At 70.4% G+C, this 25,721-nt stretch carries 23 protein-coding genes; 18 read left to right on the forward strand and 5 right to left on the reverse strand.

Annotation, left to right across the window (positions count from 1 at the left end; genetic code table 11):
* Window positions 1–30 precede the first annotated feature (30 nt).
* Entirely contained in the window at window positions 31–2,163 is a 2,133-nt protein-coding gene (locus JGR64_RS08630) for a C1 family peptidase (RefSeq protein ID WP_199372961.1), read from the reverse strand.
* Window positions 2,164–2,248: 85 nt separating this feature from the next.
* Between JGR64_RS08630 and JGR64_RS08635 the strand changes: the two genes are divergently transcribed.
* From JGR64_RS08635 to JGR64_RS08685, 11 genes are all read left to right on the forward strand, one after another.
* Window positions 2,249–3,877: a phospholipase D family protein gene (locus JGR64_RS08635; protein ID WP_199372962.1), complete on the forward strand. Its 1,629-nt coding sequence runs from the start codon at window positions 2,249–2,251 to the stop codon at window positions 3,875–3,877.
* Window positions 3,874–5,133 carry a 2OG-Fe(II) oxygenase gene (locus JGR64_RS13895; RefSeq protein WP_234446936.1) on the forward strand — a complete coding sequence of 420 codons (1,260 nt, stop codon included), beginning with the start codon at window positions 3,874–3,876 and terminating at the stop codon, window positions 5,131–5,133. Before JGR64_RS08635 ends, JGR64_RS13895 begins: the two co-directional genes overlap by 4 nt.
* 178 nt (window positions 5,134–5,311) lie before the next feature.
* Window positions 5,312–6,415, forward strand: a complete 1,104-nt coding sequence (locus tag JGR64_RS08645) for a Glu/Leu/Phe/Val dehydrogenase (protein ID WP_199372963.1) — start codon at window positions 5,312–5,314, stop codon at window positions 6,413–6,415.
* A gap of 104 nt (window positions 6,416–6,519) precedes the next feature.
* A complete protein-coding gene (locus tag JGR64_RS08650; RefSeq protein ID WP_199372964.1) occupies window positions 6,520–7,677 on the forward strand; it encodes an isovaleryl-CoA dehydrogenase in 1,158 nt (385 codons plus the stop codon).
* A 93-nt stretch (window positions 7,678–7,770) separates the two neighbouring features.
* Window positions 7,771–8,946 carry a thiolase family protein gene (locus JGR64_RS08655; protein ID WP_199372965.1) on the forward strand — a complete coding sequence of 392 codons (1,176 nt, stop codon included), beginning with the start codon at window positions 7,771–7,773 and terminating at the stop codon, window positions 8,944–8,946.
* 122 nt (window positions 8,947–9,068) lie between these two features.
* Window positions 9,069–9,416 carry a hypothetical protein gene (locus JGR64_RS08660; RefSeq protein ID WP_199372966.1) on the forward strand — a complete coding sequence of 116 codons (348 nt, stop codon included), beginning with the start codon at window positions 9,069–9,071 and terminating at the stop codon, window positions 9,414–9,416.
* A 116-nt stretch (window positions 9,417–9,532) separates the two neighbouring features.
* A complete protein-coding gene (locus JGR64_RS08665; RefSeq protein ID WP_199372967.1) occupies window positions 9,533–9,892 on the forward strand; it encodes a hypothetical protein in 360 nt (119 codons plus the stop codon).
* Window positions 9,893–9,991: 99 nt separating this feature from the next.
* A complete protein-coding gene (locus tag JGR64_RS08670; RefSeq protein ID WP_199372968.1) occupies window positions 9,992–11,599 on the forward strand; it encodes a carboxyl transferase domain-containing protein in 1,608 nt (535 codons plus the stop codon).
* A gap of 125 nt (window positions 11,600–11,724) precedes the next feature.
* Window positions 11,725–12,282 carry a polymer-forming cytoskeletal protein gene (locus tag JGR64_RS08675; RefSeq protein WP_199372969.1) on the forward strand — a complete coding sequence of 186 codons (558 nt, stop codon included), beginning with the start codon at window positions 11,725–11,727 and terminating at the stop codon, window positions 12,280–12,282.
* Window positions 12,279–12,647 carry a hypothetical protein gene (locus JGR64_RS08680; RefSeq protein ID WP_199372970.1) on the forward strand — a complete coding sequence of 123 codons (369 nt, stop codon included), beginning with the start codon at window positions 12,279–12,281 and terminating at the stop codon, window positions 12,645–12,647. The genes JGR64_RS08675 and JGR64_RS08680 overlap by 4 nt, the downstream gene beginning before the upstream one ends.
* A 239-nt stretch (window positions 12,648–12,886) precedes the next feature.
* Window positions 12,887–13,786: a hypothetical protein gene (locus JGR64_RS08685; RefSeq protein WP_199372971.1), complete on the forward strand. Its 900-nt coding sequence runs from the start codon at window positions 12,887–12,889 to the stop codon at window positions 13,784–13,786.
* Between the two features lie 107 nt (window positions 13,787–13,893).
* On the opposite strand, the gene JGR64_RS08690 is transcribed toward JGR64_RS08685, so the two are convergent.
* The 3 genes from JGR64_RS08690 to JGR64_RS08700 are packed head-to-tail and all read right to left on the reverse strand — an operon-like array spanning window position 13,894 to window position 16,262.
* Window positions 13,894–14,133, reverse strand: coding sequence for a DUF6587 family protein (locus JGR64_RS08690; protein ID WP_199372972.1), 240 nt, complete (start codon window positions 14,131–14,133; stop codon window positions 13,894–13,896).
* A 3-nt stretch (window positions 14,134–14,136) separates the two neighbouring features.
* The gene (locus JGR64_RS08695) at window positions 14,137–16,017 is read right to left on the reverse strand and encodes a ferrous iron transporter B (RefSeq protein ID WP_199372973.1); all 1,881 of its coding nucleotides are present in this window, start codon (window positions 16,015–16,017) and stop codon (window positions 14,137–14,139) included.
* Window positions 16,014–16,262 carry a FeoA family protein gene (locus JGR64_RS08700; protein WP_199372974.1) on the reverse strand — a complete coding sequence of 83 codons (249 nt, stop codon included), beginning with the start codon at window positions 16,260–16,262 and terminating at the stop codon, window positions 16,014–16,016. Before JGR64_RS08700 ends, JGR64_RS08695 begins: the two co-directional genes overlap by 4 nt.
* Window positions 16,263–16,346: 84 nt before the next feature.
* On the opposite strand from JGR64_RS08700, the gene JGR64_RS08705 reads away from it, so the two are divergent.
* From JGR64_RS08705 to yeiP, 7 genes are all read left to right on the forward strand, one after another.
* Window positions 16,347–17,129, forward strand: coding sequence for an enoyl-CoA hydratase-related protein (locus tag JGR64_RS08705; protein WP_199372975.1), 783 nt, complete (start codon window positions 16,347–16,349; stop codon window positions 17,127–17,129).
* 78 nt (window positions 17,130–17,207) lie between these two features.
* Complete coding sequence (locus JGR64_RS08710) at window positions 17,208–17,591, forward strand: GxxExxY protein (protein ID WP_199372976.1); 384 nt, start codon at window positions 17,208–17,210, stop codon at window positions 17,589–17,591.
* A gap of 48 nt (window positions 17,592–17,639) precedes the next feature.
* A complete protein-coding gene (locus tag JGR64_RS08715; RefSeq protein ID WP_199372977.1) occupies window positions 17,640–19,652 on the forward strand; it encodes an acetyl/propionyl/methylcrotonyl-CoA carboxylase subunit alpha in 2,013 nt (670 codons plus the stop codon).
* Window positions 19,653–19,660: 8 nt separating this feature from the next.
* Window positions 19,661–20,554, forward strand: coding sequence for a hydroxymethylglutaryl-CoA lyase (locus tag JGR64_RS08720; protein WP_199373249.1), 894 nt, complete (start codon window positions 19,661–19,663; stop codon window positions 20,552–20,554).
* Entirely contained in the window at window positions 20,551–23,133 is a 2,583-nt protein-coding gene (locus JGR64_RS08725) for an EAL domain-containing protein (RefSeq protein ID WP_199372978.1), read from the forward strand. The genes JGR64_RS08720 and JGR64_RS08725 overlap by 4 nt, the downstream gene beginning before the upstream one ends.
* Window positions 23,134–23,164: 31 nt before the next feature.
* Window positions 23,165–23,935, forward strand: a complete 771-nt coding sequence (locus JGR64_RS08730; RefSeq protein ID WP_199372979.1) for an SDR family NAD(P)-dependent oxidoreductase — start codon at window positions 23,165–23,167, stop codon at window positions 23,933–23,935.
* Window positions 23,936–23,944: 9 nt separating this feature from the next.
* Window positions 23,945–24,511, forward strand: coding sequence for an elongation factor P-like protein YeiP (gene yeiP, locus JGR64_RS08735; RefSeq protein ID WP_185115472.1), 567 nt, complete (start codon window positions 23,945–23,947; stop codon window positions 24,509–24,511).
* Window positions 24,512–24,524: 13 nt separating this feature from the next.
* On the opposite strand, the gene JGR64_RS08740 is transcribed toward yeiP, so the two are convergent.
* On the reverse strand, window positions 24,525–25,721 hold the full coding sequence (locus JGR64_RS08740; RefSeq protein ID WP_234446937.1) for an MFS transporter: 1,197 nt from the start codon (window positions 25,719–25,721) through the stop codon (window positions 24,525–24,527).

The following is a 25,721-nucleotide window of genomic DNA, read 5'->3' on the forward strand; positions in this document are numbered from 1 at the left end:
CGACGTAAACCGCGCGAACCGGGCCCTCGTTCATGTAGATGACTCGGATAGCGCATCGCGCGCACGCTCACGCCGCGCGCTCATGTCAGCACTGGTGCGGTGCAGGGCGATCCCGGCAGGTGCCGTGGCACGGCCGAGGATGAATGAAATCAGCGCCTGCAGCGTGGCCGGATCGTCATCGAAACCGCCGTGGGTGGACGCACGCGACGCGCCCGGATCACCCAGCGGCCGGTCGTTGGGTGCCTGCACCCACGCGAGGCGGCCGGCTTCGATCAGCTTGGTCACGCGTTCATGGCCCCAGGCCTGGTCGGCGGGCTCACGTGCGGCGATGAAGCGCGCCATGCCAGCGATCGGCGTGCCCTGGCGCAGGCGCTGGTCGATCCAGCTGCGCGGCTGCTTTTCCAGCGCGCGGGCCACCAGGTACAGCAGCGACTTGTTGTACAGGCGCATGCAGTGGTCGTCCTGCTCGGCGCTGTCGGTGAGCGTGGTGAGCGATGCGCGCGCCACCGCGCGCGAGGAGATGGCAGGCACGTAGGCCTGGATGAAGCCGTCCATGTCGATGGCCGGCGCCCAAAGCGACACGCTGGCCACGCGCCCGCCCATGCCGAGCATGCCGTGGGCCGGGCCGCCGATGATCTGCCCGGGGCGCGTGAGCAGCTGCAGCAGCGGCGCCATCAGGATGCTGCCGGCGCTGTGCGCGGCGATGTGGATCTCGACCTTGGCGTCCTCGCGCCGCCACTCATCGACCAGGCGCGCGACTTGCGCGGCGCCGCCGTGCTCCACCACGCCGCCGCCGGGCGCGGCGCGCACCGCGGTGGTGGCCAGCGTGGCGTTCTCCTTCATCTCGTCCCACACCGCGCGGCCACCGATCGCGCGCGCGAGTGGCTCGACCGTGTCATCGAGGCGGTCGAGCAGCAGGTCCTTGGCCTTGTCGACGATGCCCTCGCTGCGCGGGCGCGCGGCGTCCTTCAGGATGTTGCCGAGCGTGGTCCACAGGTCGGTCTTCCAGATGAAGGACAGCGGGTAGATCTCCTGCGCCAGCATCGCCTCGCGGTAGTCGGCGACGCGCTGGATGGCGGCATCCTCCGGCACCAGCCCGCCGTGCGCGTACAGCAGCACGCGTTTCTTCTTCCAGCCGGCGGTGATGGCGCGCATGTCGCGGCGCACGATGTTGCGCACGTCGTCCTGGGTGCAGGCGAAGCGGCCATCGCAGCGCAGCGCGCCGTTGTTGCCAAGGCTCACGATGTGCGGGCGCAGGTCGGCCTGCGCGTAGCCCACCGACTGCCGGCCCAGCAGCGAGTTGCTGACTGCCGCAGAGCCCGCGCGTTCCAGCTCCACCGGCACCGCCAGCCGCGCCACCCAGACATCGGTGCCGTGCTCCAGCCATTCGTCGTAGCTGATGCGGCCGAAACCGCCGCGGCCCCAGCCGGTGCCCCAGGCGTTCTGGATCCAGAACCCGCCGCGGTCGTAGCCGACGATCGCGAACGCGTGGTAGCCGATGACCTCCTGGCGCTTCCAGGCGATGTGGCCATCCTTCGGCGGCGCCTGCCAGCCCGCGTGCACGGCGCAGGACGCATACAGCACGCGCACCTCGCCGAACGCGGCGTGCATGGCCACCAGGTCCTTGTGGTTGACGCGGGCGTAGGCGCCCATCGGATTGCGCAGGGCGTCGCGCGCGCGTTCCTCTGTATATGGCTCGATGGCGATGCCGGGGCGGTACGGCCACAGCTCCTCGGCGCATACGCCATGGCGGTGCCAGGCTTTCATGGCGCCGCGGCAGCTGGAGCCGGCGTAGCCCTCGCCGTCCCACTCGTCGTAGCGGCGCGCCATGTCGTAGAACATGCGTGCGCTGATCTGCGCGGCTTCGGGCTGCGGTCGGCGGCGGCGCAAGAGCGTATGCGCCACGGTGGCCAGGCCGAACGCGGTGCAGGCGCCGTCCACGCCCTGGTCGAGCACCGGCACGCCGAGCGCGAGATGGTCATCGAGCGGTGCTTCGGTGGGCACGTCGACCAGCGTGGGTTCGAACATGCGGTCGCGGAAGTCGGCGGTATCGGGCCGCGCATCGAACAACCGCGTGCCGGTGCCGGGCTGCAGCACGGCCAGCGGTGGCGTTGCGGTGACGGGTCCTTCCGCGGTGCGCGGCGTGCTGCGACGTGTGGCCATGCTCGTCTCTCCTTGCTGGGGGGACTACGCGGCGGCTACAGTCGCGCGGCCGCGGCTGTGCGCGGCATCCACGTTCGAGCACACGATGACCCGGGTCAAGCGCATCCTGCTGTGGGGCACGTTTTCGGCTGCGGCCATGGTGGGCAGCGGACTGCTGCTGGCCGACCAGCTCACGCCGGCGGCCAACGGCGCGCCGAGCCATGCGCTGCCGCTGTCGCCCGACCAGACCGCGCTGGACCGCGAGCTCGTGCCGCTGCTGGCGCGCAACCCCGGCAAGACCGGCGCGCTGATGCTCACCGACGGCATCGATGCCTTTGCCGCGCGCGCCATGTCGGCGCGCCAGGCCGGGCGCAGCCTGGACCTGCAGTACTACATCTGGCACGACGACCTCACCGGCCGCCTGCTGGCGCGCGAGGCGTGGCTGGCCGCCGAGCGCGGCGTGCGCGTGCGCCTGCTGCTCGACGACATCAGCGCCGGCGGCAAGGATGGCCAGCTGATGCTGCTCGACAGCCATGCCGGCATCGAGGTGCGGGTGTACAACCCGTTCCGCAACCGCGACGGCATCTCGCGCCTGCTGGAAATGCTGCAGCGCGTCTTCAGCCTCAACCACCGCATGCACAACAAGGCGTGGATCGCCGACGGCCGGGTGGCGGTGGTGGGCGGCCGCAACATCGGCCTGGAGTATTTCAGCGCGTCCGACGACGCCAACTTCCACGACCTCGACCTGCTGTTGTTCGGGCCGGCGGTGGCCGACGCCGATGCGATCTTCGATGCGTTCTGGAACAGCGACGCGGCGGTGCCGCTGGCCGGGTTGAACAAGCGACGCGACTTCGATGCGCCGGCGATCCTGGCGGCGATCGGCGGCGAGGCCGAAACCGCCGCGGCGCGCCGCTACCTCGAGCGCGTGGAGTCGTCGCCCACGGTGCGCGCCTACGTTGAACAGGAGCTCGCGCCGTACTGGAGCGAACACATCGAGGTGGTGTCCGACCCGCCGCTCAAGCACGCCGGCGACGACCAGCGCGGCTGGCTGGTGCACCGCATCGATGCCGCCCTGCGCGACGCCCGCCAGGCGGCGCTGCTGATCTCGCCCTACTTCGTGCCCGGCGACGCCATCACCGCGCAGCTCACCGGCCTGGCCGCAGGCGGCGTGCACGTGGGCGTGGTGACCAATTCGCTGGCCGCCAACGACGTGGCCGCGGTGCACGGCGGCTATTCGAAGTACCGCAAACCGCTGCTCGCCGGCGGCGTGCACCTGTACGAACTGCGGCACGAGGCGGCAGGCGCGGGCGACGCGGGCGATGCGGACGCCGGCAAGGACGGCCCACGCGCCACTGCCAGCCGCGGCAGCGGCTTTGGCGGCAGCGGCAGCGCCAGAGGCAGTGGTGCCAGCCTGCACACCAAGGCGTTCCTGATCGACCGCAGCCACGGCTTCATCGGCTCCTACAACCTCGACCCGCGCTCCGCCTGGCTCAATACCGAGATGGGCGTGTTCTTCGACCACGCCGGCCTGGCTGACGCGCTGCGCGCCGAATACCTGCACCTGGCCAGCCCCGCGCTGAGCTACCGGGTGTGGCTGGATCCCACCGACAAGCTGCGCTGGCTGGACCGCGCGGCGGAGCCGCCGCGCGTCCATGACCGCGAGCCGGAAGCCGGCGCCTGGCGCCGCGCGCAGGCCGCGGTGATGCGCTGGCTGCCGATCGAGTCGCAGCTGTGAGCCACGACCTCGACGCGCTGCGCGCCCAGGCCCGTGCGGGCGATGCCTCGGCCGGCTACCGGCTGGGCCAGGTGCTGGTGGCGCACATGGACATGGACGCGGCGCTGCTCGCCTACCGCAGCGCGGCGGAGGCGGGCCACGCCGGCGCGCGGGTGGAGCTGGCGCGGATGCTGCTGCACGGCATCGTCGGCGCACCCGACCCCGCCGCGGCCGTCGACTGGCTGCAGCGCGCGGAGGCCGACGGCGACGCGGTGGCCGCCTACCACCTGGCGCTGGTCGCGCTGGGCGGGGTGGCCCTGCCGCGCGACGGGCGCATCAACCAGCGCGTCGCGCGCGCGGTCGAGGCCGGCTACCCGCCGGCACTGCGCGCCGCGGCGATCCACTTCGGGCGCCGCGCGCAGGCCGACGACCAGGCACTGGCGCTGCAGCTGTTCGAACGCGCGGCGGCGGCCGGCGACCCCGTGTCGGCGCAGCTGCTGGCCGAGCGCCTGCGTCGCGGCGAAGGCGGCCCGGTGAACCCCGACGTGGCGGCCTCGCTCGATGCGCAACTCGCGGCGCATGGCCGGACAGGGCTGCCGGCAATCGATGCGGCGATGCCCTGGCAACCGGCGTCCGTGCCGCACCAGCTGGCCTTCGAGGATGCGCTGGCGATGCCGCCGGCGGAGCTGCTGGCGCACCGCCCGCATGTGTCCACCATCGAGGGCCTGCTGTCGGCGGACGAATGCCGCCTGCTGGTGGCGTGCGCGGATCCGCTGCTGCGGGCGTCGCAGACGGTCGACCCGGTGACGGGCGCTGCGCTCGCGATGCCGCTGCGCACCAGCAGCGATGCCAGTGTCGACCCGGTGCTGGAGGACCTGGCGCTGCGCGCGGTGCAGCTGCGCCTCTGCGCCGCGGCCGGCATCGACCTGGTGCATGCCGAACACCTGATCGTGCTGCGCTACGCCCCCGGGCAGCAGTACCGCCCGCATCGCGACTACCTGCCGCAGGCCGCGATCGACGGCGACCGTCCGCAGGCCGGCAACCGCGCGCGCACCATCTGCGTGTACCTCGACGCGGTGGAGGCCGGCGGCGGCACGGAGTTCCCGGTTGCCGGGGTCACCGTGACGCCCCGCGCCGGCCGCGCGGTGGTGTTCGACAACCTGCTCGCCGACGGACGCCCGGACCCGGATTCGCTGCATGCCGGGCTGCCGGTCGAGCGCGGCGTGAAGTGGCTGGCCACCCTGTGGCTCCGCCAGCGGCCCTACCGCGACTGGTGAGGGGCCCGGCGCCTTCACCTGACGCCACGGGCTTTTCCCCGGGGAGGGGGGTAAAATTCCCGGCTTGTTGCGCCGATATCGCGCGACTCGCGCCTCGACCCTTGTCGATTCAACGACTTACACCAACATCGCCGACGTTGGTCGCACCTCGCGACGCGCCGGCAGCGGAGTTTGCGAAATGATTTTCGAGCACCTCGATACCTACGGCCACGAGCAGGTCGTGTTCTGCCACAACAAGGACGCCGGCCTGAAGGCGATCATCGCGATCCACAACACGGTGCTCGGCCCGGCCCTGGGCGGCACGCGCATGTGGCCGTACAAGACCGAGGCCGACGCGCTGAACGACGTGCTGCGCCTGTCGCGCGGCATGACGTACAAGAACGCGGTGGCCGGCCTGGACATCGGCGGCGGCAAGGCGGTGATCATCGGCGACCCGGCCACCGACAAGTCCGAGGCGCTGTTCCGCGCGTTCGGCCAGTTCGTGCAGTCGCTGGGCGGCCGCTACATCACCGCCGAGGACGTCGGCATCGACGTCAACGACATGGAATACGTGTACCGCGAGACCGAGTTCGTGACCGGCGTGCACCAGGTGCACGGTGGCTCGGGCGATCCGTCGCCGTTCACCGCCTACGGTTCGCTGCAGGGCCTGATGGCCACGCTGCAGAAGAAGTACGGCGACGAGGAAGTCGGCAACTACAGCTATGCCGTGCAGGGCCTCGGCCACGTGGGCATGGAATACGTGAAGCTGCTGAAGGAGCGCGGCGCGAAGATCTTCGTGACCGACATCAACAAGGCGCTGCTGGACAAGGCGGTCAACGAGTACGGTGCCGAAGCCGTCGCGCCGGACGACATCTACGACGTCGACGCCGACGTGTACTCGCCCTGCGCGCTGGGCGGCACGCTCAACGAGCAGACGCTTGACCGCATGAAGTTCAAGGTCATCTGCGGCCCGGCCAACAACCAGCTGGCCAGCAACGCGATCGGCGACGAAGTGGCCAAGCGCGGCATCGTGTACGCGCCGGACTACGCCGTGAACGCCGGCGGCGTGATGAACGTCGCGCTGGAAATGACCGGCTACAACCGCGAGCGCGCCATGCGCATGATGCGCACGATCTACCACAACCTGACGCGCATCTTCGAGATCGCCGACCGTGACGGCATCCCGACCTACAAGGCCGCCGACCGCATGGCCGAGGAGCGCATCGAGGTGATGGGCAAGCTGAAGCTTCCGCTGGGGCGCAGCACGCCGCGCTTCCAGGGCCGCATCCGCGGCGGCGCATAATCCGCGCCACGTAGTACGCAACGACGGGGCCGAGTGCCCCGTCGTTGTTTCCGAAATCAGCGCCGGCACCGGATGTGCCGGCCGCACCACATGGAGGAACGACCATGCGCCCGTTTCCGCTTGGAGAAGACATCGACGCGCTGCGCGACGCCGTGCGCCGTTTTGCCGAAGCCGAGATCGCACCGCTCGCCGAGGCCGCCGACCACGACAACGCGTTCCCGCAGGCGCTGTGGCCGAAGCTTGGCGAGATGGGCCTGCTCGGCCTGACCGTGCCGGGCGAGTTCGGCGGCAGCGACATGGGCTACCTGGCGCACCTGGTGGCGATGGAGGAGATCTCGCGCGCCTCGGGCGCCATCGGCCTGTCCTATGGCGCGCACTCCAACCTCTGCGTCAACAACCTGCATGCCAACGGCAACGACGCGCAGCGCGCGAAGTACCTGCCGAAGCTGTGCAGCGGCGAATGGAAGGGCGCGCTGGCGATGAGCGAGGCCGGCGCCGGCTCCGACGTGGTCGGTTCGATGGCCTGCCGCGCGGAGCTTCGCGACGGCGCGTGGATCGCCAACGGCAGCAAGATGTGGATCACCAACGGCCCCGAGGCCGACGTGCTGGTGGTCTACATGCGCACCGCGGGCAAGGAGGCCGGCAGCAAGGGCATGACGGCGTTCATCGTGGAGCGCGGCATGCCCGGCTTCAGCACCGCGCAGAAGCTCGACAAGCTGGGCATGCGCGGCTCCAACACCTGCGAACTGGTGTTCGAGAACTGCGCGATCCCGGCCGAGAACGTGCTGGGCGAAGTGAACCAGGGCGTGCGCGTGCTGATGAAGGGCCTCGACACCGAGCGCCTGGTGCTCTCCGGCGGTCCGATCGGCCTCATGCAGGCCGCGCTCGATGCCGCCCTGCCCTACGTGCGCGAGCGCCGCCAGTTCGACGCCGCCATCGGCACGTTCGGCATCATGCAGGCCAAGATCGCCGACATGTACACCGCGCTGCAGTCCAGCCGCGCCTTCGCCTACCAGGTGGCGCGTGACTACGACGCCGGCCACCGTTCGCGCATCGATGCCGCCAGCTGCCTGCTGCACGCCTCCGAGGCCGCGGTGCAGGTGGCGCTGGAAGGCATCCAGGCGCTCGGCGGCAACGGCTACATCAACGAGTACCCGACCGGGCGAATCCTGCGCGACGCCAAACTGTACGCGATCGGCGCCGGCACCAACGAGATCCGGCGCATGCTGATCGGGCGCGAGCTGTTCGAAGGCCGCGCCTGAGGGCCCCGGGGGCGCCCAGCCCCCGGACCAACGGCCGATGGCAGGCCGATGCTGCAGTGCGATAATGGCCGCACATCACCATCGGAGTTCCCCATGACCGACATCGTCATCGTCGGTGCCAAGCGCACCGCCATCGGTTCCATGCTCGGCCAGTTCACCGGCGTGCCCACCCAGACCCTCGGCGCCACGGCGATCTCCGCCGCGCTTTCCGCCTCGGGCGTTGCCGCCGACCAGGTCGACGAGGTCCTGATGGGCTGCGTGCTGCCGGCCGGCCTCGGCCAGGCGCCGGCGCGCCAGGCGTCGCGCGCGGCGGGCATCCCCGATGCCGCCGGCTGCACCACCGTCAACAAGGTGTGCGGCTCGGGCATGAAGACCATCATGCTGGCGCACGACATGATCAAGGCCGGCTCGGCCTCGGTGGTGGTGGCGGGTGGCATGGAGTCGATGACCAATGCCCCGCACCTGCTCAACGGCTCGCGCACCGGGTTGCGCTTCGGCAGCGCCGAGTTCCTCGACCACATGGCGCACGACGGCCTGACCAACCCGGATGACGGCAAGGCGATGGGCGTGTTCGGCGATGCCGCCTGCGACAAGTACAACTTCAGCCGCGAAGCACTTGATGCGTTCTCGGCCGAAAGCGTGCGCCGCGCGCAGCAGGCGCAGGCGTCGGGGGCGTTCAAGGACGAGATCGCGGCGGTCACGGTGAAGTCGCGCAAGGGCGACGTGGTGGTCGACAGCGACGAAGAGCCGGGCCGCATCGACGTGGCCAAGATTCCCGGCCTGCGCCCCGCATTCGGCAAGGAGGGCCTGCTCACGGCCGCCTCTTCGTCGAAGATTTCCGATGGCGCCGCCGCGGTGGTGATGATGTCGTCTGACGAAGCCAGCCGTCGCGGGCATGCCCCGCTGGCGCGCATCGTGGCCCACGCCAGCCATGCGCAGGCGCCGGAATGGTTCACCACCGCGCCGGTGAAAGCGATTTCAAACGTGCTCGCCAAGGCGGGCTGGACGGTCGCCGACGTCGATCTGTTCGAGATCAACGAGGCCTTCGCCTGCGTGGCAATGGCGCCCATGCACGATCTCGACATTCCCCACGCCAAGGTAAACGTCAATGGCGGCGCCTGCGCGCTGGGACATCCGATCGGCGCCAGTGGTGCCCGCCTGGTGGTCACCCTGCTGCACGCCCTGAAGGCCAGCGGAGGCAAGCGTGGCGTGGCTTCGCTGTGCATCGGCGGCGGCGAGGCGACCGCGATCGCGGTCGAACTTGCCTGATCCGTTAACACGCCCTTTACCTCTGGCACTTCAAACTTCCGCTTGACAGCCAATCGAGGCTTGTCATCATTGTCGCGGCGCGCAGTTGCGCGTTGCCCAATCCACGACGAGGAATGTACCAAATGACCATCAACAAGCTGCTGATCGCGCTGGCGCTGGGCTTCGCCCTGACCGCGTGCTCCAACCAGGACGCCGCCGCCGACGCCGCTGCCGACGCCGCGCAGACCGCCGACCAGGCTGCTGCCGACGCCGCCATGGCCGGCACCCAGGCTGCCGACGCCGCTGCCGACTCGGCCGTTGCCGCTGCTGACGCCGCTGCCGACCAGGCCGCTGCCGCCGCTGCCGCCGGTACCGGCGAAGCCGCCGACGCCGCTGCCGATGCCGCCGAAGACGCGCTCGACACCGCGCAGGACGCTGCCGACGCCGCCGAGAACGAGGCCGAGGCTGTCAAGGACGCGGCGACCCCGTAATCGGGTCAGCCGTATCCCTAGCGTCATGTAGAAAGAAAAGCCGCTGGTCCGCCAGCGGCTTTTCCATTGCAACTCCCGCTGCAAACTCCGCTCAACCACACCTCAGGGGATTTCCCATGAAGATCAAGACCGTCGCTCTGCTGGCCGCCTGCACCTTCGCGCTCGCCGCGTGCCAGAACGAGACCTCCACCGCCCAGCAGGCCGCCGCCGAGGCCGAAGCCACCGCCGAGACCGCTGGCGACACCATCGGCCAGGCCGCCGAAGCCACCGGTGACGCCGTCGCCGCGTCCGCCGACGCCGCTGCCGCTGCCGCCGGCGAAACCGCTGCCGAAGCCGGTGCCGCTGTCGACCAGGCCACCGCCGAAGCGCAGGCCGCCGCAGCCGCTGCCGCCGAAAATGCCGAGGCCGCCACCGCCGACGCGCTGCGCGACGCCGCCGACAAGGCCGACGCCGCCGCCGACAAGGTCGAAGACTGACCTTCGCCGCCTGGCTCTGCCCGGCAGCAAAGGCCCGCTTCGGCGGGCCTTTTTTCTTGCGGGTATCCTTGCCGGCCACCCGCAGCCACGTGTGAGCGCATGCCCGTCCTCAGCAGCAGCCTGGACACCGCGTCCAGCGACTTCATCGGCAACGTCGATCACCACCGTGCACTCGTCGCCGAGCTCGACCGGCGCCTGGCGCGCGCGGCCGACGGCGGCGGTGACAAGGCGCGCGAGAAGCACACCGCGCGCGGCAAGCTGCTGCCACGCGAGCGCATCGCCGCCCTGCTCGACCCGGGTTCGCCCTTCCTCGAGATCGCGCCGCTTGCCGCCGAGGACATGTACGACGGCGCCGCGCCCGCGGCCGGCATGGTCTGCGGCATCGGCCGGGTGATGGGCCAGGAAGTGGTGGTCGTGGCCAACGACGCCACGGTCAAGGGCGGCACCTACTTCCCGATGACGGTGAAGAAGCACCTGCGCGCGCAGGAAGTCGCGCGCGAGAACCACCTGCCCTGCGTGTACCTGGTCGACTCCGGCGGCGCCTTCCTGCCCCTGCAGGACGAGGTGTTCCCGGACCGCGAGCACTTCGGCCGCATCTTCTACAACCAGGCACGGATGAGTGCCGAGAACATCCCGCAGGTCGCGGTGGTGATGGGCAGCTGCACGGCCGGCGGCGCCTACGTGCCGGCGATGTGCGACGAGTCGGTGATCGTCAAGGGCCAGGGCACGATCTTCCTCGGCGGCCCGCCGCTGGTGAAGGCGGCCACCGGCGAGATGGTGGATGCCGAAGCCCTTGGCGGCGCCGACGTGCACACCGCGGTCTCGGGCGTGGCAGACCATTTCGCCGAGGACGATCGCCACGCGCTGCAGATCGCGCGCGACATCGTGGGCACCTTCAACCGCCGCAAGGTCCTGCCGGTGGCGACACGCCCGGTGGTGGAACCCCTGTTCGCGGCCGAGGAGCTGTACGGCATCGTGCCGAAGGACACGCGCCGCCCGTTCGACATCCGCGAGGTCATCGCGCGCATCGTCGACGGCAGCGAATTCCAGGAGTTCAAGGCGCGCTACGGCAAGACGCTGGTCACTGGCTTCGCGCACCTGCACGGCTATCCGGTCGGCATCGTCGCCAACAACGGCATCCTGTTCTCCGAGTCGGCGCTCAAGGGCGCGCACTTCATCGAGCTGTGCAACCAGCGCGGCATCCCGCTGGTGTTCCTGCAGAACATCACCGGCTTCATGGTCGGCAGGAAATACGAGAACGCCGGCATCGCCAAGGACGGCGCGAAGATGGTCACCGCCGTCGCGTGCTCGAGCGTGCCCAAGTTCACCGTGGTGATCGGCGGCAGCTTCGGCGCCGGCAACTACGCGATGTGCGGCCGCGCCTACGGCGCGCGCTTCCTGTGGATGTGGCCCAACGCGCGCATCAGCGTGATGGGCGGCGAGCAGGCGGCCAGCGTGCTGGCCACGGTCACGCGCGACGGCATCGAGGCGCGTGGCGGCAGCTGGAGCGCAGACGAGGAGGAAGCATTCAAGACGCCGATCCGCGACCAGTACGAGTCGCAGGGCAGCCCCTGGTATGCGACGGCACGGCTGTGGGACGACGGCATCATCGACCCAGCCGACACCCGTCGGGTGCTTGGCATGGCGGTTTCCGCGTCACTGAATGCGCCTGTGGAGCCCGCCCGGTTCGGCGTGTTCCGCATGTAGCGGCGGACGCAAGTCATTGGCCCGGTTCAGTTTTGGTGACCCATGTCACAGCGGTGTGAAGGTGCGCGCGTGATAGGCTCGGACTTCCCTGACGCCCTACCCTGTACTTGAGGAAGCATCCCCCGATGGCCATTTTCAACCCGCAAGGCTCCGCCAAGAAAGACACCACGCTGCCGTTCGGCAACAGCAACAGCCAGGCCGACACGCCGGTGCGCGAGCCCACTCCCGCGATCGCCGACTTCGCTCCGGTGCAGACGCCCACGCCGACCCCGCGCGTGCCGGCGCAGCCGCAGCTCAAGGAATCGCTGATCGCGGCCGACCTGACCATCGAGGGCAAGATCTCCGGCAGCGGCCATGTGCGCATCGCCGGCAAGTTCAAGGGCGACGTGAACGTCGAAGGCGACCTGACCATCGAGAGCGGCGCCAAGCTCAACGGTGGCGTGCGCGCGCAGCGCGTCACGGTGGCCGGCGAGCTGGAAGGCAACATCGAGTCGGCGTCGCGCGTGGAGCTGCAGCAGTCGTCGGTCCTGATGGGCGACGTCAAGGCGGGCACGCTGACGGTCGCGGCCGGCGCGCGCATCCGCGGCAACGTGGAGTGCGGTTGGGGCGACGGCGATGCGCCGGCCAAGGACGACAAGGGCAAGAAGGACGCTTCGAAGGCCGGGCTCGACCTGGTCTCGTGAGCACGCGCCCCGGTGCGGCAGGTGCCACGCGCACCTGCCCGCACTGCAAGACGACAATCCTCGAAAGCGCGGTGGCATGTCCATCGTGCCGGCACTACCTGCGCTTTGAAGACAAGGCGCAGCCCACGCAGGTCACCCGTGCGCTGCAGGTGGAGGGCGAGATCCGCCATCCCGCCGAAGGTGGTGCCTGGGAATATTCGGTGGTGCTGACCATCCGTGACGACGAGGGCAAGGAGGTGTCGCACCAGGTGGTCGGCGTGGGTGCCATCCATCCGGGCGATGCGCGCACGTTTACCCTGGCGGTGGAGTTGATGCCGACCAACGACATGCGGCGGATGCCGAAGAAGCCTACTTCGCGGCATTAGAGCCTTGTGCTTGGCGTTGGCGGTGGGCGTGCACCGTGCTCCACCGTCTTGCGTGCCGAGGCCGGCTCCGCACGGTGCACGCCCACCGCTCCCAGCGCCGCCGCGGGCCGGCGGCCCTCCGGGCCGCGAAAAGCTCGCCACGGGCGGGTTGTCGCATCGCGCAGCGGGCCGAAAGGCCCGAAGGGCCGTCAGACCGCGAAGCGATGTGACGACCCGCCAGCGCGACAAGGACTCTCGCCATGCACACCCCAGTCGAATCGAACCGCGTCGCCATCCTCACCCCGGACCCGGAGGATGAGACCTATGCCGGGAGCTGGCCCGGCGTGCTCGCGCGGCTCTCCGCCGCGCTCGCCACCGCAGGCGTGACGGCAACGCCCACGCCCTGGACCGCGCATGTCGACGACTGCGCGCAGCTGATGGAATTCCCGCTCGTGCTGCCGTTGCTGGTGTGGGGTTATCACCTCGACCACGCGCGCTGGCTGCGGGCATGCCGCGCGTGGCAGCACGCGGGCGTGGCGATCGCCAACCCGGCCGAGGTGCTGGCTTCCAACTCCGACAAGCACTACCTCGACGTGCTGGCGCAGCGCGGCATCGCAATCCCGCCGACTACGTGGACCGAGCGCGTCACGCGCGAACAAATCGATGCGATGTTCGAGGCAACCGGCGCCGCACAGCTGATCGTCAAGCCGACCGTATCCGGCGGTGCCTGGCAGACGCAGCGCCTGCGTCGCGGCGAGGCACTGGTCGGCGCGCCCGACGGTGCCGCCATGATCCAGCCCTACCTGCCGACGATCGAGACCGAAGGCGAAACCTCGCTGCTGTTTTTCGGCGGGCGCCTGAGCCACGCGGTCAACAAGCGCCCCGTCCCAGGCGACTTCCGCATCCAGGTGCAGTACGGAGGCCTCTACACCGCCGTGCCCGATCCGCCCGAGGGCGCGCTTGCGCTGGCCGGGCAGACCCTCGCCGCGATCGGCACGCCACTGTTGTACGCACGCATCGACGTCGTGCCCGACGCCGACGGCCGTTGGCTGTTGATGGAAGCCGAACTGATCGAACCGGACTTCTACCTCGGCCAGGATCCCCACGCCGGCGCAGGATTCGCCCGCGCCGTACACGCACGCCTCTCAACGCCACCGTAATGTCGCCACAGGCGCGTTGGCGCATCGCGCAGCGGGCCTAAAGGCCCGCAGGGCCGTCAGACCGCGGAGCGATGTGCCAACGCGCCAGCGCGCGACAATTCAACCCATCAACCGCAGCCACCACATGACGTGTTGCCGCAGGCCGCGCCGCCGCCACTGCCCGCAGGCGCGATGCGCAGGCCGAGGCGCCGCATCCACGCCGGCCGCCCGTCGCGCACCAGCGGCAGCGCGATCGCGATGCGCAGGCGACGCGTGGTGCCGGGAAACTGCCGGCGCAGCGCCATCCAGGCGGCGAGCAGGACCACCAGCGCCACGACCACGTATTGCACGGCGAGACCGGCATCCATGGCTCAGCCGCCGCCCAGCGCCACGGTGATCTGATAGGTGGCGAACGACGCCAGGTACGCCAGCAGGAACAGGAACACCGCGTTGATGGCCATGAGCTTCCACGAACCGGTCTCGCGACGGATGGCCGCCCAGGTGGCGATGCACTGCGGCGCGTAGATGAACCACACCAGCAGGGACAGGCCGGTGGCGAGCGACCAGCCGTCGCTGATGATCGGCAGCAGGGCCTGGCTGGCGGCTTCGTCGTCCACGGCGGACAGCGCGTACACGGTGGCCAGCGCGGACACCGCGACCTCGCGCGCGGCCAGGCCCGGGATCAGCGCGATGCAGATCTGCCAGTTGAAGCCGATCGGGGCGAACACCGAGGCCAGCGCGTGGCCAATGCGGCCGGCAAAGCTGTAGTCGATGGCCGAGCCGATGGCGTCGACCGGCGGCGCCGGGAACGACAGCAGCACCCACAGCAGCACGGTGAGCGCGAAGATGATGCCGCCGACGCGCTTGAGGAAGATCATGCCGCGCTCGTAGAGCCCGATCAGCAGGTCGCGCGGGTGCGGCACCCGGTACGACGGCAGCTCCAGCAGCAGCGGATGCTCGCCCTTGTCGCGGCGCCAGCGCTTCATGATCCACGACACCGCCAGCGCACTGACGATGCCGGCCATGTACAGCGCGAACAGCACCAGGCCCTGCAGGTTGAACATGCCGGCGACTTCGCGAGTGGGGATGAAGGCGCCGATGAGCAGCGCATACACCGGCAGCCGCGCCGAGCAGGTCATCAGCGGCGCCACCATGATCGTGGCGATGCGGTCGCGCGGGTCCTGGATGGAGCGCGTGGACATGATGCCCGGCACCGCGCAGGCGAAGCTCGACAGCAGCGGGATGAAGGAGCGGCCGGAGAGGCCCGCCGCCGCCATCATGCGGTCGAGCAGGAACGCCGCGCGCGGCAGGTAGCCGGATTCCTCCAGCGCGAGGATGAAGGCGAACAGCACCAGGATCTGCGGCAGGAACACCACCACCCCGCCCAGCCCGGCGATGATGCCGTCGACCAGCAGGCTCTGCAGCGGACCATCCGGCATGACCGCGGCGACCGCCTCGCCCAGCCACGCGGTGCCGGCTTCGATCAGGTCCATCACCGGCGTGGCCCAGGCGTACACCGCCTGGAAGATCAGGAACATCACCACCGCCAGCGTCAGCAGCCCGAACACCGGGTGCAGCAGCCACCGGTCCAGGCTGTCGTCGAGGCGTGCGGTGCGCGTGGGCATGGTGACCGCGAGTGCCAGCAGGCGCCGGGTTTCCGCGTGCAGCGCGTCGCTGTCGACCGCCGTGTCGGTGCCACCCAGGCGAACGTGGGGCGGCCGCGGCGCCGCGGTCATCGCTTCGATCCGTTCGACCAGCGCCACGGCACCGTCGTGCTGCACGGCCACGGTCTCCACCACTGGCACACCAAGCTCGGCCTCCAGTGCGGCGCGATCGATCACCACGCCGCGGCGTGCGGCGGCGTCGGCCATGTTGAGCGCGATCACCATCGGCAGTCCGAGCTCGCGCACTTCCAGCGCGAAGCGCAGGTGCAGGCGCAGGTTGGTGGCGTCGATCACGCAGACGATGGCGTCGGGCACCGGCTCGCCGGGATAGAAGCCGCGACACAGGTCGCGGGTGATCGCCTCGTCCAGGCTCGAGGGATGCAGGCTGTAGGCGCCGGGCAGGTCGAGCACCGCGTACTGGCGCCCGGACGGCGCGATCAGGCGGCCTTCCTTGCGCTCGACGGTGACGCCCGTGTAGTTGGCGACCTTCTGCCGGCTGCCGGTCAGCTGGTTGAACAGCGCGGTCTTGCCGCAATTCGGGTTGCCGACCAGCGCCAGCCGCGGCAGCGCCCTGGCGTCGGCGCTCATGGCCGCGCGTCGCCGTTGCGCAGCACCACGCGCGCGGCCTCGTCGCGGCGCAGCGCGAAACGCGTGTAGCCAACCTGCACCAGCAGCGGCTCGGCGCCGAACGGACCGGCGGCGGTGACCTGCACTTCTTCGCCCGCCACGAAACCGAGCTCGCGCAGGCGGCGCGCGATGTGGTCGTTGTCGTATCGCGACTCGACGCGCTCGACGATGGCACGTTCGCGGCGCGGCAGCTCGGTCAGCCTCACGGCAACTTCCAAATGGGAACTGTTCTCATTGTAGCGCGGTGACGGCCCGCGGCTATCATTTATGTCCAAACGCGGAGGCTCGAGATGCCGGCACCCCTGACACTTACGCGGCATGGTGCCGTGGCACGCCTGTGCCTGGACCGTCCGACGCTGCACAACGCGTTCGATGCCGCGCTGATCGCCGAACTCACCGCCGCGCTCGACGCGCTGGCTGGCGACGCCGGGGTGCGCGTGGTGGTGCTGGAAGGCCGCGGCGCCTCGTTCTCCGCCGGCGCCGACCTCAACTGGATGCGCGCCATGGCCGCGGCCGACGAAGGCGCGAACCGCGACGATGCCCTCGCCCTGGCGCGGCTGATGCGCACCCTGGACCGCCTGCCCAAGCCGACCATCGCGCGCGTGCACGGCGCGGCGTTTGGCGGCGGCGTGGGCCTGGTGGCCTGCTGCGACATCGCCATCGGCGTGCCGGAGGCGAAGTTCGGCCTGACCGAAAGCCGCCTGGGCCTGCTGCCGGCGGTGATCTCGCCCTACGTCATCGCCGCGATCGGCAGCCGCCAGGCGCGGCGCTGGTTTGCCACGGCCGAGATCTTCGATGCCGCCGAGGCGCTGCGCATCGGCCTGCTGCACCAGCTGGTACCCGCCGACGAGCTGGATGCCGCCGTCGATCGTCAGGTGGCGCTGCTGCTGAAGGCCGCGCCATTCGCGTCCGCCGATGCCAAGCGCCTGGTGCGTGAAGTCGCCACCGCAACCGATGCCGACCGCCTCGACCACGACAACGCCGCGCTGATCGCCGCCCTGCGCGTGTCGCCGGAAGGCCAGGAAGGCCTGGCCGCCTTTCTCGACAAGCGCGCGCCGGGGTGGGTGGAGTAGAGCAACAGCGTTTTTGGCCACGGATTTGCGCGGATTGCGCGGATCGGGTCGAGGCAAGAACCAATGGAGGGAGGACGCATGGATGCGGACATGACGGGGCTGATGCATCGCAGGGTCAGCAAGCAGGTGATCGGGGCTTTCTTTGATACGTATAACGAGTTGGGGCACGGGTTTTTGGAGAGCGTGTACGAGCAGGCACTTGCGATTCGCCTGCATGAATGTGGACTGCGAGCGGAACGGCAGGTCCCCGTCGAGGTGCGGTTCCACAACCACCTGGTGGGCGAATTCCGCACGGACGTTCTAGTCGAGGGTTGCCTGCTCGTCGAAATCAAAGCAGCACGCTCCCTGACTGATGCCCACGAAGCGCAGCTGCTCAACTACCTCAAAGCGACGCGCATCCGCGTGGGCCTCCTCCTCAACTTCGGTCCCCGCCCCGAATTCCGCAGGCGCGTTTTCTCATAGACTCCTCAGCCTGATCCGCGTAATCCGCGCAAATCCGTGGCCAAAAGAATGCTCTTCCAGAAAATCCTGATCGCCAACCGCGGCGAAATCGCCTGCCGCGTCATCCGCACCGCGCGGCGCATGGGCATCGCCACGGTGGCGGTGTACTCCGAAGCCGACGCCGACGCGCAGCACGTGCGCCTGGCGGACGAGGCGTGGCCGATCGGTGGGCCGCGGCCGCAGGACAGCTACCTGCGTGGCGACGCGATCCTCGACGTGGCGAAGCAGTCCGGTGCGCAGGCCATCCATCCGGGCTACGGATTCCTCAGCGAGAACGCCGACTTCGCCGACGCGGTCGAGGCCGCCGGCATCGCCTTCATCGGCCCGAAGGCGGCGTCGATGCGCAGGATGGGCAGCAAGGCCGGCGCCAAGGAGCTGATGGACGCCGCGGGCGTGCCGGTGGTGCCCGGCTACACCGGCGAAGGCCAGGAGCCGGAGCTGCTGCAGCGCGAAGCCGACCGCATCGGCTATCCGCTGATGATCAAGGCCGCGCACGGCGGCGGCGGCAAGGGCATGCGCGTGGTGCGCGCGGCCGCGGAGTTCCTGCCGGCGCTGGAAAGCTGCCAGCGCGAGGCGCGCAATGCCTTCGGCCGCGACCGCGTGCTGCTGGAGCGCTACATCGAATCGCCGCGGCACATCGAGATCCAGGTGTTCGGCGACGCGCACGGCAACGCCATCCATCTCAACGAACGCGAGTGCTCCGCGCAGCGCCGCTACCAGAAGGTGCTCGAGGAGGCGCCCTCGCCGTTCCTCACGCCGGAATTGCGTACGCGCATGGGCGAGGCCGCGGTGCTGGCCGCGCGCGCCATCGACTACGCCAACGCCGGCACGGTGGAGTTCATCGTCGCGCCGTCGGGCGAGTTCTTCTTCATGGAGATCAACACCCGGCTGCAGGTCGAACACCCCGTCACCGAGATGGTCACCGGCCTGGACCTGGTGGAGTGGCAGCTGCGCGTGGCCGCGGGCGAGCCGCTGCCGCTGGCGCAGGACGCGATTGCTCGCAACGGCCATGCGATCGAGGTGCGGCTGTACGCCGAGGACCCCGACGCCGGCTTCCTGCCCGGCTCCGGCCGCCTGCAGCGCCTGCGCCTGCCCGCACCGTCGGCTCACGTGCGTGTCGATGCCGGCGTCGTGGAGGGCGACGTGGTGACGATCTTCTACGACCCGATGATCGCCAAGCTGATCGTCCATGACCGCGACCGCGCCGGCGCGCTGGCGCGGCTGCGCGACGCGCTGGCGGACTGCGCGATCGATGGCCCGAAGTCGAACATCGCCTTCCTCGAACGCCTGGTCCGCCACCCGGCGGTGGTCGACGGCAGCATCGACACCGGCTACCTCGACCGCCACCTGGACGAGTTCATCGGCGACGACGCCGGCGCCGCTGCCGGCGACCACGATGCCGCCCTGCTCGCCGCCGCCACCGCCGCGCTCCTTGCCGAAGAAGCCGAGGCGCGCTGCGCCGCCGCCGGCAGCAGCGACCCCGGCTCGCCCTGGGCGATCGCCGACGGCTGGCGCCTGGGCCACGCCGGCCTGCGCCGCGTGGTGCTGCGCGCCGACGGCCAGCGCCATGTGTTCGAGGCGCATGGTGCGCACGGCGACTACCGCATCAGCCGCGATGGCGCGGACAGCGCGGTGGCCGGGGCGCGCCTGATCGACGGCGGCCTGTCGGCGCGCTTCGACGGTGCCGGCCGGCGCTACCGGCTCGATGCCCACGCAGGCCGCCTGATGCTCCACGACGGGCGTCGCCACTGGCGCTTCGAGCGCGCCCTCCCCTACCAGGCCGACCTGGCCGACACCGCCGGCTCGGGAGACCGTATCGCGGCACCGATGCCCGGGCGTATTGTCGTCACCAGGGTAGCCCCGGGGGACAGCGTGGCGCAGGGACAGGAACTGCTGGTCATGGAGGCGATGAAGATGGAGCTCGCGCTCAAGGCGCCGCGCGACGGTGTCGTAGCCGAGCTGCGCGCGCACGAAGGCGACTTCGTCGAGGCCGATGCGGTGCTGGTGGTCCTGGAGTCCTGACCATGGCCCTGCCGTCCCGCGTGCGCATCGTCGAGGTGGGACCGCGCGACGGCCTGCAGAACGAAGCGGCGATCGTCGCCACCGCGGACAAGATCGCGCTGGTCGACCGGCTGTCGGCCACCGGCCTGCAGACGATCGAAGCCACCAGCTTCGTCAGCCCGAAGTGGGTGCCGCAGCTGGCCGATGCCGCGGACGTGTTCGCCGGCATCGCGCGGCGCGATGGCGTGGCCTATCCGGTGCTGGTGCCCAACCTGCAGGGCTACGCGCGCGCGCGCGCCGTCGGCGCCACCGAGGTCGCGCTGTTCACTGCGGCGTCGGAAGCCTTCAACCGCCGCAACACCAACGCCGGCATCGACGAATCGCTGGAACGCTTCCGCCCGGTGCTGGCGCAGGCCGCCGACGACGGCGTGCGCGTGCGCGGCTACGTCTCCACCGTGCTCGGCTGCCCCTACCAGGGCGACGTGCCGGTGGCGGAGGTGGTGCGCGTGGCGCGCGCGCTGCATGCGATGGGCTGCTACGAGATCTCGCTTGGCGACACCATTGGCGTGGGCACCCCGGGCAAGGCGCGCGCGATGCTGCGCGCGGTGGCCGACGCGGTGCCGATGCCTGCGCTCGCGGTGCACTTCCACGACACCTACGGCCAGGCGCTGGCCAACGTGCTGGCCTGCCTGGAGGAAGGCGTGGCGGTGGTCGATGCTGCGGTCTCGGGCACCGGCGGCTGCCCCTATGCGAAGGGCGCCAGCGGCAACCTCGCCACCGAGGACCTGGTGTATATGCTGCACGGCATGGGCATCCAGACCGGAGTCGACCTTGACGCGCTGGCCGACACCGGCCGCTGGCTGGCCGGGTTACTCGGCCGCGAAAGCGGCAGCAGGGTAACGCGGGCGCGCACCGCGACATGACCGCGACGAGCCTGCCTGGAACCCACGCGCTGCTGTCGGACAACGACGGCAACGCGCAGGTCCTCGCAGCGCTCGACTCCGCCTGCCGCGACCTCTCGTTGCCTGCCCACACCCGCGAGATGCTCTGCCACGCGCGCGATGCGCTGCAGGCGGCCAGCGTGGACGCCGAGGTCGCGCGCCTGCGCTACCACGCGCTGTTCGACGCCGTACCCGACCCGGTCAGCATCATCGACGAGCATGGCATCGTGCTCGACCTCAACAAGGCCGGCATGGCGGCCTACCGGCGGCCGCGCGAGGAGATCGTCGGCCAGCCGATCCACGTGCTCAACCCGGACCTGCCCGAGGACCACATGGCGCCGGTGTGGGACGCCGTGGACCGCGGCGAGAGCTTCGTGATCGAAGTGAGCAACATGCGCGCCGACGGCACGCGGTTCCCGGTGGAAGTGCATTCGGCCGGCTTCCTGCACGACGGCCGGAAGTGCGTGGTGGCGGTGGCCCGCGACCTCAGCCGCCGGCGCGAAGCCGAGGTGCGCTACCGCGAGCTGATGGAGGTGATCGACAAGGGCATCGTGATCCAGACAGCGGATGGCAGCCTGGTGTACGCGAACTCCGCCGCGCTGCGCATGATCGGCGTACCGGGCCACGTGCCGGGCCACCCGAACCAGCGCACGCCGCGCCCGGCGAGCGAGTGGATGGTGGTGCGCGAGGACGGCAGCGAAATGCCGGCCGAGGAGTATCCCGCCATGCGCGCCATCCGCGAAGGCCGCCTGATCGGCAGCACCCTGCTTGGCCTCTACCACCGCCCGCAGCGAAAGCTGCGCTGGCTGTCGGTGACTTCGGTGCCGCAGTACGCCGCCGGCAGCGACCGGCCGCACCAGGCGCTGTCGATGTTCTCCGACGTCACCGCGCTCAAGCGCGACAGCGCGCTGTTCCATCGCGTGCAGACCCTGGCGCGCATCGGTGGCTGGGAATGGGACCGCGCCGCAGCACGGCTGTACCTCACCGATGTCGCCGCCGGGATCCTGGCGCAGGCGCAGTTGCCGGCGTCGATCGACGACATGATCGCCTGCCTCGCCCACGACGACCGCGCGCGCTTCCGGCGTGCGGTGGACGCGACGATCCTCGAAGGCCACGGTTTCGACCTCGAGCTGCAAGGCTCGCGCGCCGACGGCCACGCATTCTGGGTGCGCGTGATCGGCGAGGCCGAACCCGGCGACCCGGGCGCCAGCCGCATCACCGGCACCCTGCAGGACATCACCGCGCACAAGCAGGGCCAGGAAACACTGCGCGTGCAGGCGCGCACCGATCCGCTCACCGGCCTGCTCAACCGCGACGCGATCCTGGGCGAGCTGGCCGCGCGCATGGCCGATGCCACGCTGTCGCGGGTGGCGGTGCTGTACATCGACCTCGACCGTTTCAAGATGGTCAACGACGTGCTGGGCCATTCCGCCGGCGACGCCCTGCTGGTGACCGCCGCGCAGCGCCTGCGCCGGGCCGTGGGCACCGAGGGCCTGATTGCGCGCTTCGGCGGCGACGAGTTCCTGGTGGCCTGCTCCACCGCCGACGATCCGGACAGCCCCGAGCGGCTGGCGGACGCGATCCTCGACGCCTTCGCCATCGGCTTTGGCGTGGAGAAGGAGGAGTTCGCGGTCACCGCGAGCATCGGCATCGCGCGCGCGCCCGATGACGGCGAGAGCCCGCACGCGCTGATCCAGAGCGCCGACACCGCGATGTACGCGAGCAAGCGGCGGGTGCGCAACGGCCGGCAGGTGTTCACCCCGGCCATGGCGCAGTCGCAGCGCGACCGCCTGCGCTTCGAAACCCAGCTGCGCCACGCCGCCGACAACGACGAGTTCCACCTTGTCTACCAGCCGCAGGTGGACCTCGTCAGCGGCCGCATCGTCGCCGCAGAGGCGCTGATCCGCTGGCGCAACGAGCGCCTGGGCGAAATGCGGCCCGACCACTTCATCAGCCAGGCCGAAAGCACCGGCGACATCGTGCGCATCGGGCTCTGGGTGCTGCGCATGGCCTGCCGCCAGGTCGCGGAATGGCGCGACGCCGGGCACGGCATCGTGCGGGTGGCGGTCAACGTGTCCTACCGGCAGTTCCTGGGCGACGACCTTGCCGCCAACGTGCGCGCGCTGCTCGACGAATACGCCCTGCCCGGCGCGGCGCTGGAGCTGGAATTCACCGAGCGCGTGCTGATCGAGGACGCACCCGAGACGATGAACACCTTCGCCCAGCTGCGCGCGATGGACGTCGCGCTGGCGATCGACGACTTCGGCGAGGGCTACAGCGCGCTCAACTACCTGCGCCGGCTGCCGATCCAGGGCCTGAAGCTGAGCCAGCTGTTCGTGGCCGGCGTGCCCGGCAATGCGTCGGACGTCGCCGTCTGCCAGGCGGTCGCCGGCATCGCCCACAGCCTCGGCCTCGGGCTGGTGGCGGAAGGCGTGGAGAACGAAGAGCAGCGCGCGTTCCTGCTCGCGCTCGGCGTGCCGGTTGGCCAGGGCTTCCTGTTCTCGCCGGGCCTGCCGGCCGACCAGTTCGCGCTGAGCCTTGGAGCACCGGGGACGCGCTAAAATCGCGGTTTACCCTCAAGGAACCCACTCCATGCGGCTCCAGGACACCCGCGCCATCGTCACCGGTGGCGTTTCCGGCCTCGGCCTTGCCGTGGCCACGCGCATCGTCGACGCCGGCGGCAAGGTCGCGCTGTTCGACGTGAATGACGACAAGGGCGGCGCCGCGATCGCCGCGCTCGGCGATGCCAACGCACGCTACTTCCGCACCGACGTCACCAGCGAGGATGGCGTGGCAACCAACGTGGCGGCGGCGAAGGATTTCCTCGGCGGGCTGGACGCGGCGATCAACTGCGCCGGCATCCTCGGCGCCGGCCGCGTGCTCGGCCGCGAGGCACCGATGCCGCTGCAGCAGTTCTCCACAACGGTGATGGTCAACCTGGTCGGCAGCTTCAACGTCGCCAAGGCCGCTGCCGCGCAGATGCAGCACAACGCGCCGGGCGACGACGGCGAGCGCGGCGTGATCATCAACACCGCCTCGGTCGCCGCCTACGAAGGCCAGATCGGCCAGGCCGCCTACTCGGCGTCCAAGGGCGGCGTGGTCGCGATGACCCTGCCGATGGCGCGCGAACTGGCGCGCTTCGGCATCCGCGTGAACACCATCGCGCCCGGCATCTTCTGGACGCCGATGGTCGACGGCATGCCCGATGACGTGCAGGCCTCGCTGGGCGCGTCGATCCCGTTCCCCTCGCGCCTTGGCCGCCCCGAAGAGTTCGCCGACCTGGTCGCGTACGTCATCGGCAACCGCTACATCAACGGCGAAACCATCCGCCTCGACGGCGCCGTGCGCCTCGCACCCAAGTAAGGACCCTCGATGAAAGCCTATGACGTGAAGAAAGGAAACGTGGTCGAGCACAACGGCACCGTGTACCAGGTCCGCGACATCGACCGCAGCTCGCCGCAGGGCCGCGGCGGCAACGTGCGCTTCCGCTTCACCATGTACAGCGTGCCCGGCGGCAACAAGACCGACGCCTCGTTCGACGGCGACGACGACCTGAAGGAAGTCGAGCTGCTGCGCCGCCAGGCCAGCTTCTCCTACAAGGACGGCGATGCCTTCGTGTTCATGGACGACGAGGACTTCACGCCCTACCCGCTCGATCCGGCGATGGTCGGCGACGGTGCCGGCTACATCACCGATGGCCTCAGCGGCTGCTACGTGCAGCTGATCGACGACGCCCCGGTCGCGCTCCAGCTCCCGCAGACCGTGACCCTGGAAGTCGTGGAAACCCCGCCCGAACTCAAGGGCGGCACGGCTACCAAGCGGCCGAAGCCGGCGCGGCTGTCCACCGGCATCGAGATCCAGGTGCCGGAGTACATCGGCAACGGCGAGCGCGTGCTGGTCAACACCACCAGCGGCGAGTTCTCCGGCCGCGCCGACTGACAGGGCGCGCCCGCTACGGCGGGCGCTTACCCCCGGCACCCAGCACGGGGATCAGCAGCAGGGTCAGCAGCGACAGCCCCGCCCCGACCCCGAACGTCCACGCCGGTCCTGCGCTGTCCCACAGCCATCCGGCGAGCACGCTTGCGGCCAGCAGCGCCACGCCCGACACCAGGTTGAACACGCCGAACGCGGTGCCGCGATGCTGCTCCGGCGCCACGCCGGCCACCATGCTTGCGAGCACCCCCTGGGTCAGGCCCAGGTGGAGCCCCCACAGTGCGGCACCGACGAGCACCCACGTCGCATCGTTGGCCAGGACCAGTGCCATGTCCGCCAGCGCGAGCATCACCATGCCACCCGCCAGCAGCATCGCCGGGGGCATCCGGTCGGCCAGGCGGCCCGCCGGATACGCAGTCGCTGCGTAGGCGAGGCTCATCAACGCCAGCACCAGTGGCACGTAGGCAAGCGCCAGGCCGACATCTGTGGCGCGAAGGATCAGGAACGCCTCGCTGAACCGCGCGAGCGAGAACAAGGCGCCCAGCACCGCCAGCCGCGCAAAGCCGGAGCCGAGCCGCGCAAGGCCCGGCCGGGTCAATGGCGGAGTGGCGCGCCCATGCTGCCGGGGCGGTTCCCGCAACCGGAGCAGCAGCACCACCGCAACTGCGCCTGGCAGCACCGCCCACCAGAGCACGGTGCGGATGTCGCCTGCATGCAGCCACATCAGCGCCATGGCCAGCAGCGGCCCCAGCACGGCGCCGACGGTGTCCATGGATTGGCGCAGCCCGAAGGCCGCACCCATGACGGCGGGAGGCGTCACGTCGACCACCAGCGCGTCGCGGGGAGCACCCCTGATGCCCTTCCCCAGGCGGTCGAGCAGCCGCGCAAGCGTCACCGTGGCGACCGAGTCGGCCAGCGGGAACACGGGTTTGACCGCGGCCGCCAGGCCATAGCCCAACAGCACCAGCGGCTTGCGCCGGCCCACGGCATCGCTGAGATAGCCGGAGAACACTTTCACCACCATCGCCAGCGACTCCGCCGCGCCCTCGATCAGTCCGATCGCCAACATGCTTGCCCCCAGGCCCTGGACCAGCAGCACGGGCAACAGCGCGTGCACCATTTCCGAGCCCATGTCGGTGAACAGGCTGACGAAGCCCAGCGTCCAGACCGTGGGCGGGACGGGCAGGCGCCGGAAACGGGAGGTCGGCCTGGCCAC

This window comes from Luteimonas sp. MC1572 (genome assembly GCF_016615815.1).
In the GTDB taxonomy this organism is placed as follows: Bacteria; Pseudomonadota; Gammaproteobacteria; order Xanthomonadales; family Xanthomonadaceae; genus Luteimonas.

Coding starts and splice junctions, on each gene's coding strand:
- JGR64_RS08630 (WP_199372961.1), bottom strand. CDS start 2,163: ATGGCCACACGTCGCAGCACGCCGCGCACCGCGGAAGGACCCGTCACC.
- JGR64_RS08730 (WP_199372979.1), top strand. CDS start 23,165: ATGCGGCTCCAGGACACCCGCGCCATCGTCACCGGTGGCGTTTCCGGC.
- JGR64_RS08705 (WP_199372975.1), top strand. CDS start 16,347: ATGCCGGCACCCCTGACACTTACGCGGCATGGTGCCGTGGCACGCCTG.
- JGR64_RS08650 (WP_199372964.1), top strand. CDS start 6,520: ATGCGCCCGTTTCCGCTTGGAGAAGACATCGACGCGCTGCGCGACGCC.
- JGR64_RS08690 (WP_199372972.1), bottom strand. CDS start 14,133: ATGGATGCCGGTCTCGCCGTGCAATACGTGGTCGTGGCGCTGGTGGTC.
- JGR64_RS08715 (WP_199372977.1), top strand. CDS start 17,640: ATGCTCTTCCAGAAAATCCTGATCGCCAACCGCGGCGAAATCGCCTGC.
- JGR64_RS08670 (WP_199372968.1), top strand. CDS start 9,992: ATGCCCGTCCTCAGCAGCAGCCTGGACACCGCGTCCAGCGACTTCATC.
- JGR64_RS08685 (WP_199372971.1), top strand. CDS start 12,887: ATGCACACCCCAGTCGAATCGAACCGCGTCGCCATCCTCACCCCGGAC.
- JGR64_RS08695 (WP_199372973.1), bottom strand. CDS start 16,017: ATGAGCGCCGACGCCAGGGCGCTGCCGCGGCTGGCGCTGGTCGGCAAC.
- JGR64_RS08660 (WP_199372966.1), top strand. CDS start 9,069: ATGACCATCAACAAGCTGCTGATCGCGCTGGCGCTGGGCTTCGCCCTG.
- JGR64_RS08725 (WP_199372978.1), top strand. CDS start 20,551: ATGACCGCGACGAGCCTGCCTGGAACCCACGCGCTGCTGTCGGACAAC.
- JGR64_RS08665 (WP_199372967.1), top strand. CDS start 9,533: ATGAAGATCAAGACCGTCGCTCTGCTGGCCGCCTGCACCTTCGCGCTC.
- JGR64_RS08710 (WP_199372976.1), top strand. CDS start 17,208: ATGGATGCGGACATGACGGGGCTGATGCATCGCAGGGTCAGCAAGCAG.
- yeiP (WP_185115472.1), top strand. CDS start 23,945: ATGAAAGCCTATGACGTGAAGAAAGGAAACGTGGTCGAGCACAACGGC.
- JGR64_RS08675 (WP_199372969.1), top strand. CDS start 11,725: ATGGCCATTTTCAACCCGCAAGGCTCCGCCAAGAAAGACACCACGCTG.
- JGR64_RS08635 (WP_199372962.1), top strand. CDS start 2,249: ATGACCCGGGTCAAGCGCATCCTGCTGTGGGGCACGTTTTCGGCTGCG.
- JGR64_RS08645 (WP_199372963.1), top strand. CDS start 5,312: ATGATTTTCGAGCACCTCGATACCTACGGCCACGAGCAGGTCGTGTTC.
- JGR64_RS08655 (WP_199372965.1), top strand. CDS start 7,771: ATGACCGACATCGTCATCGTCGGTGCCAAGCGCACCGCCATCGGTTCC.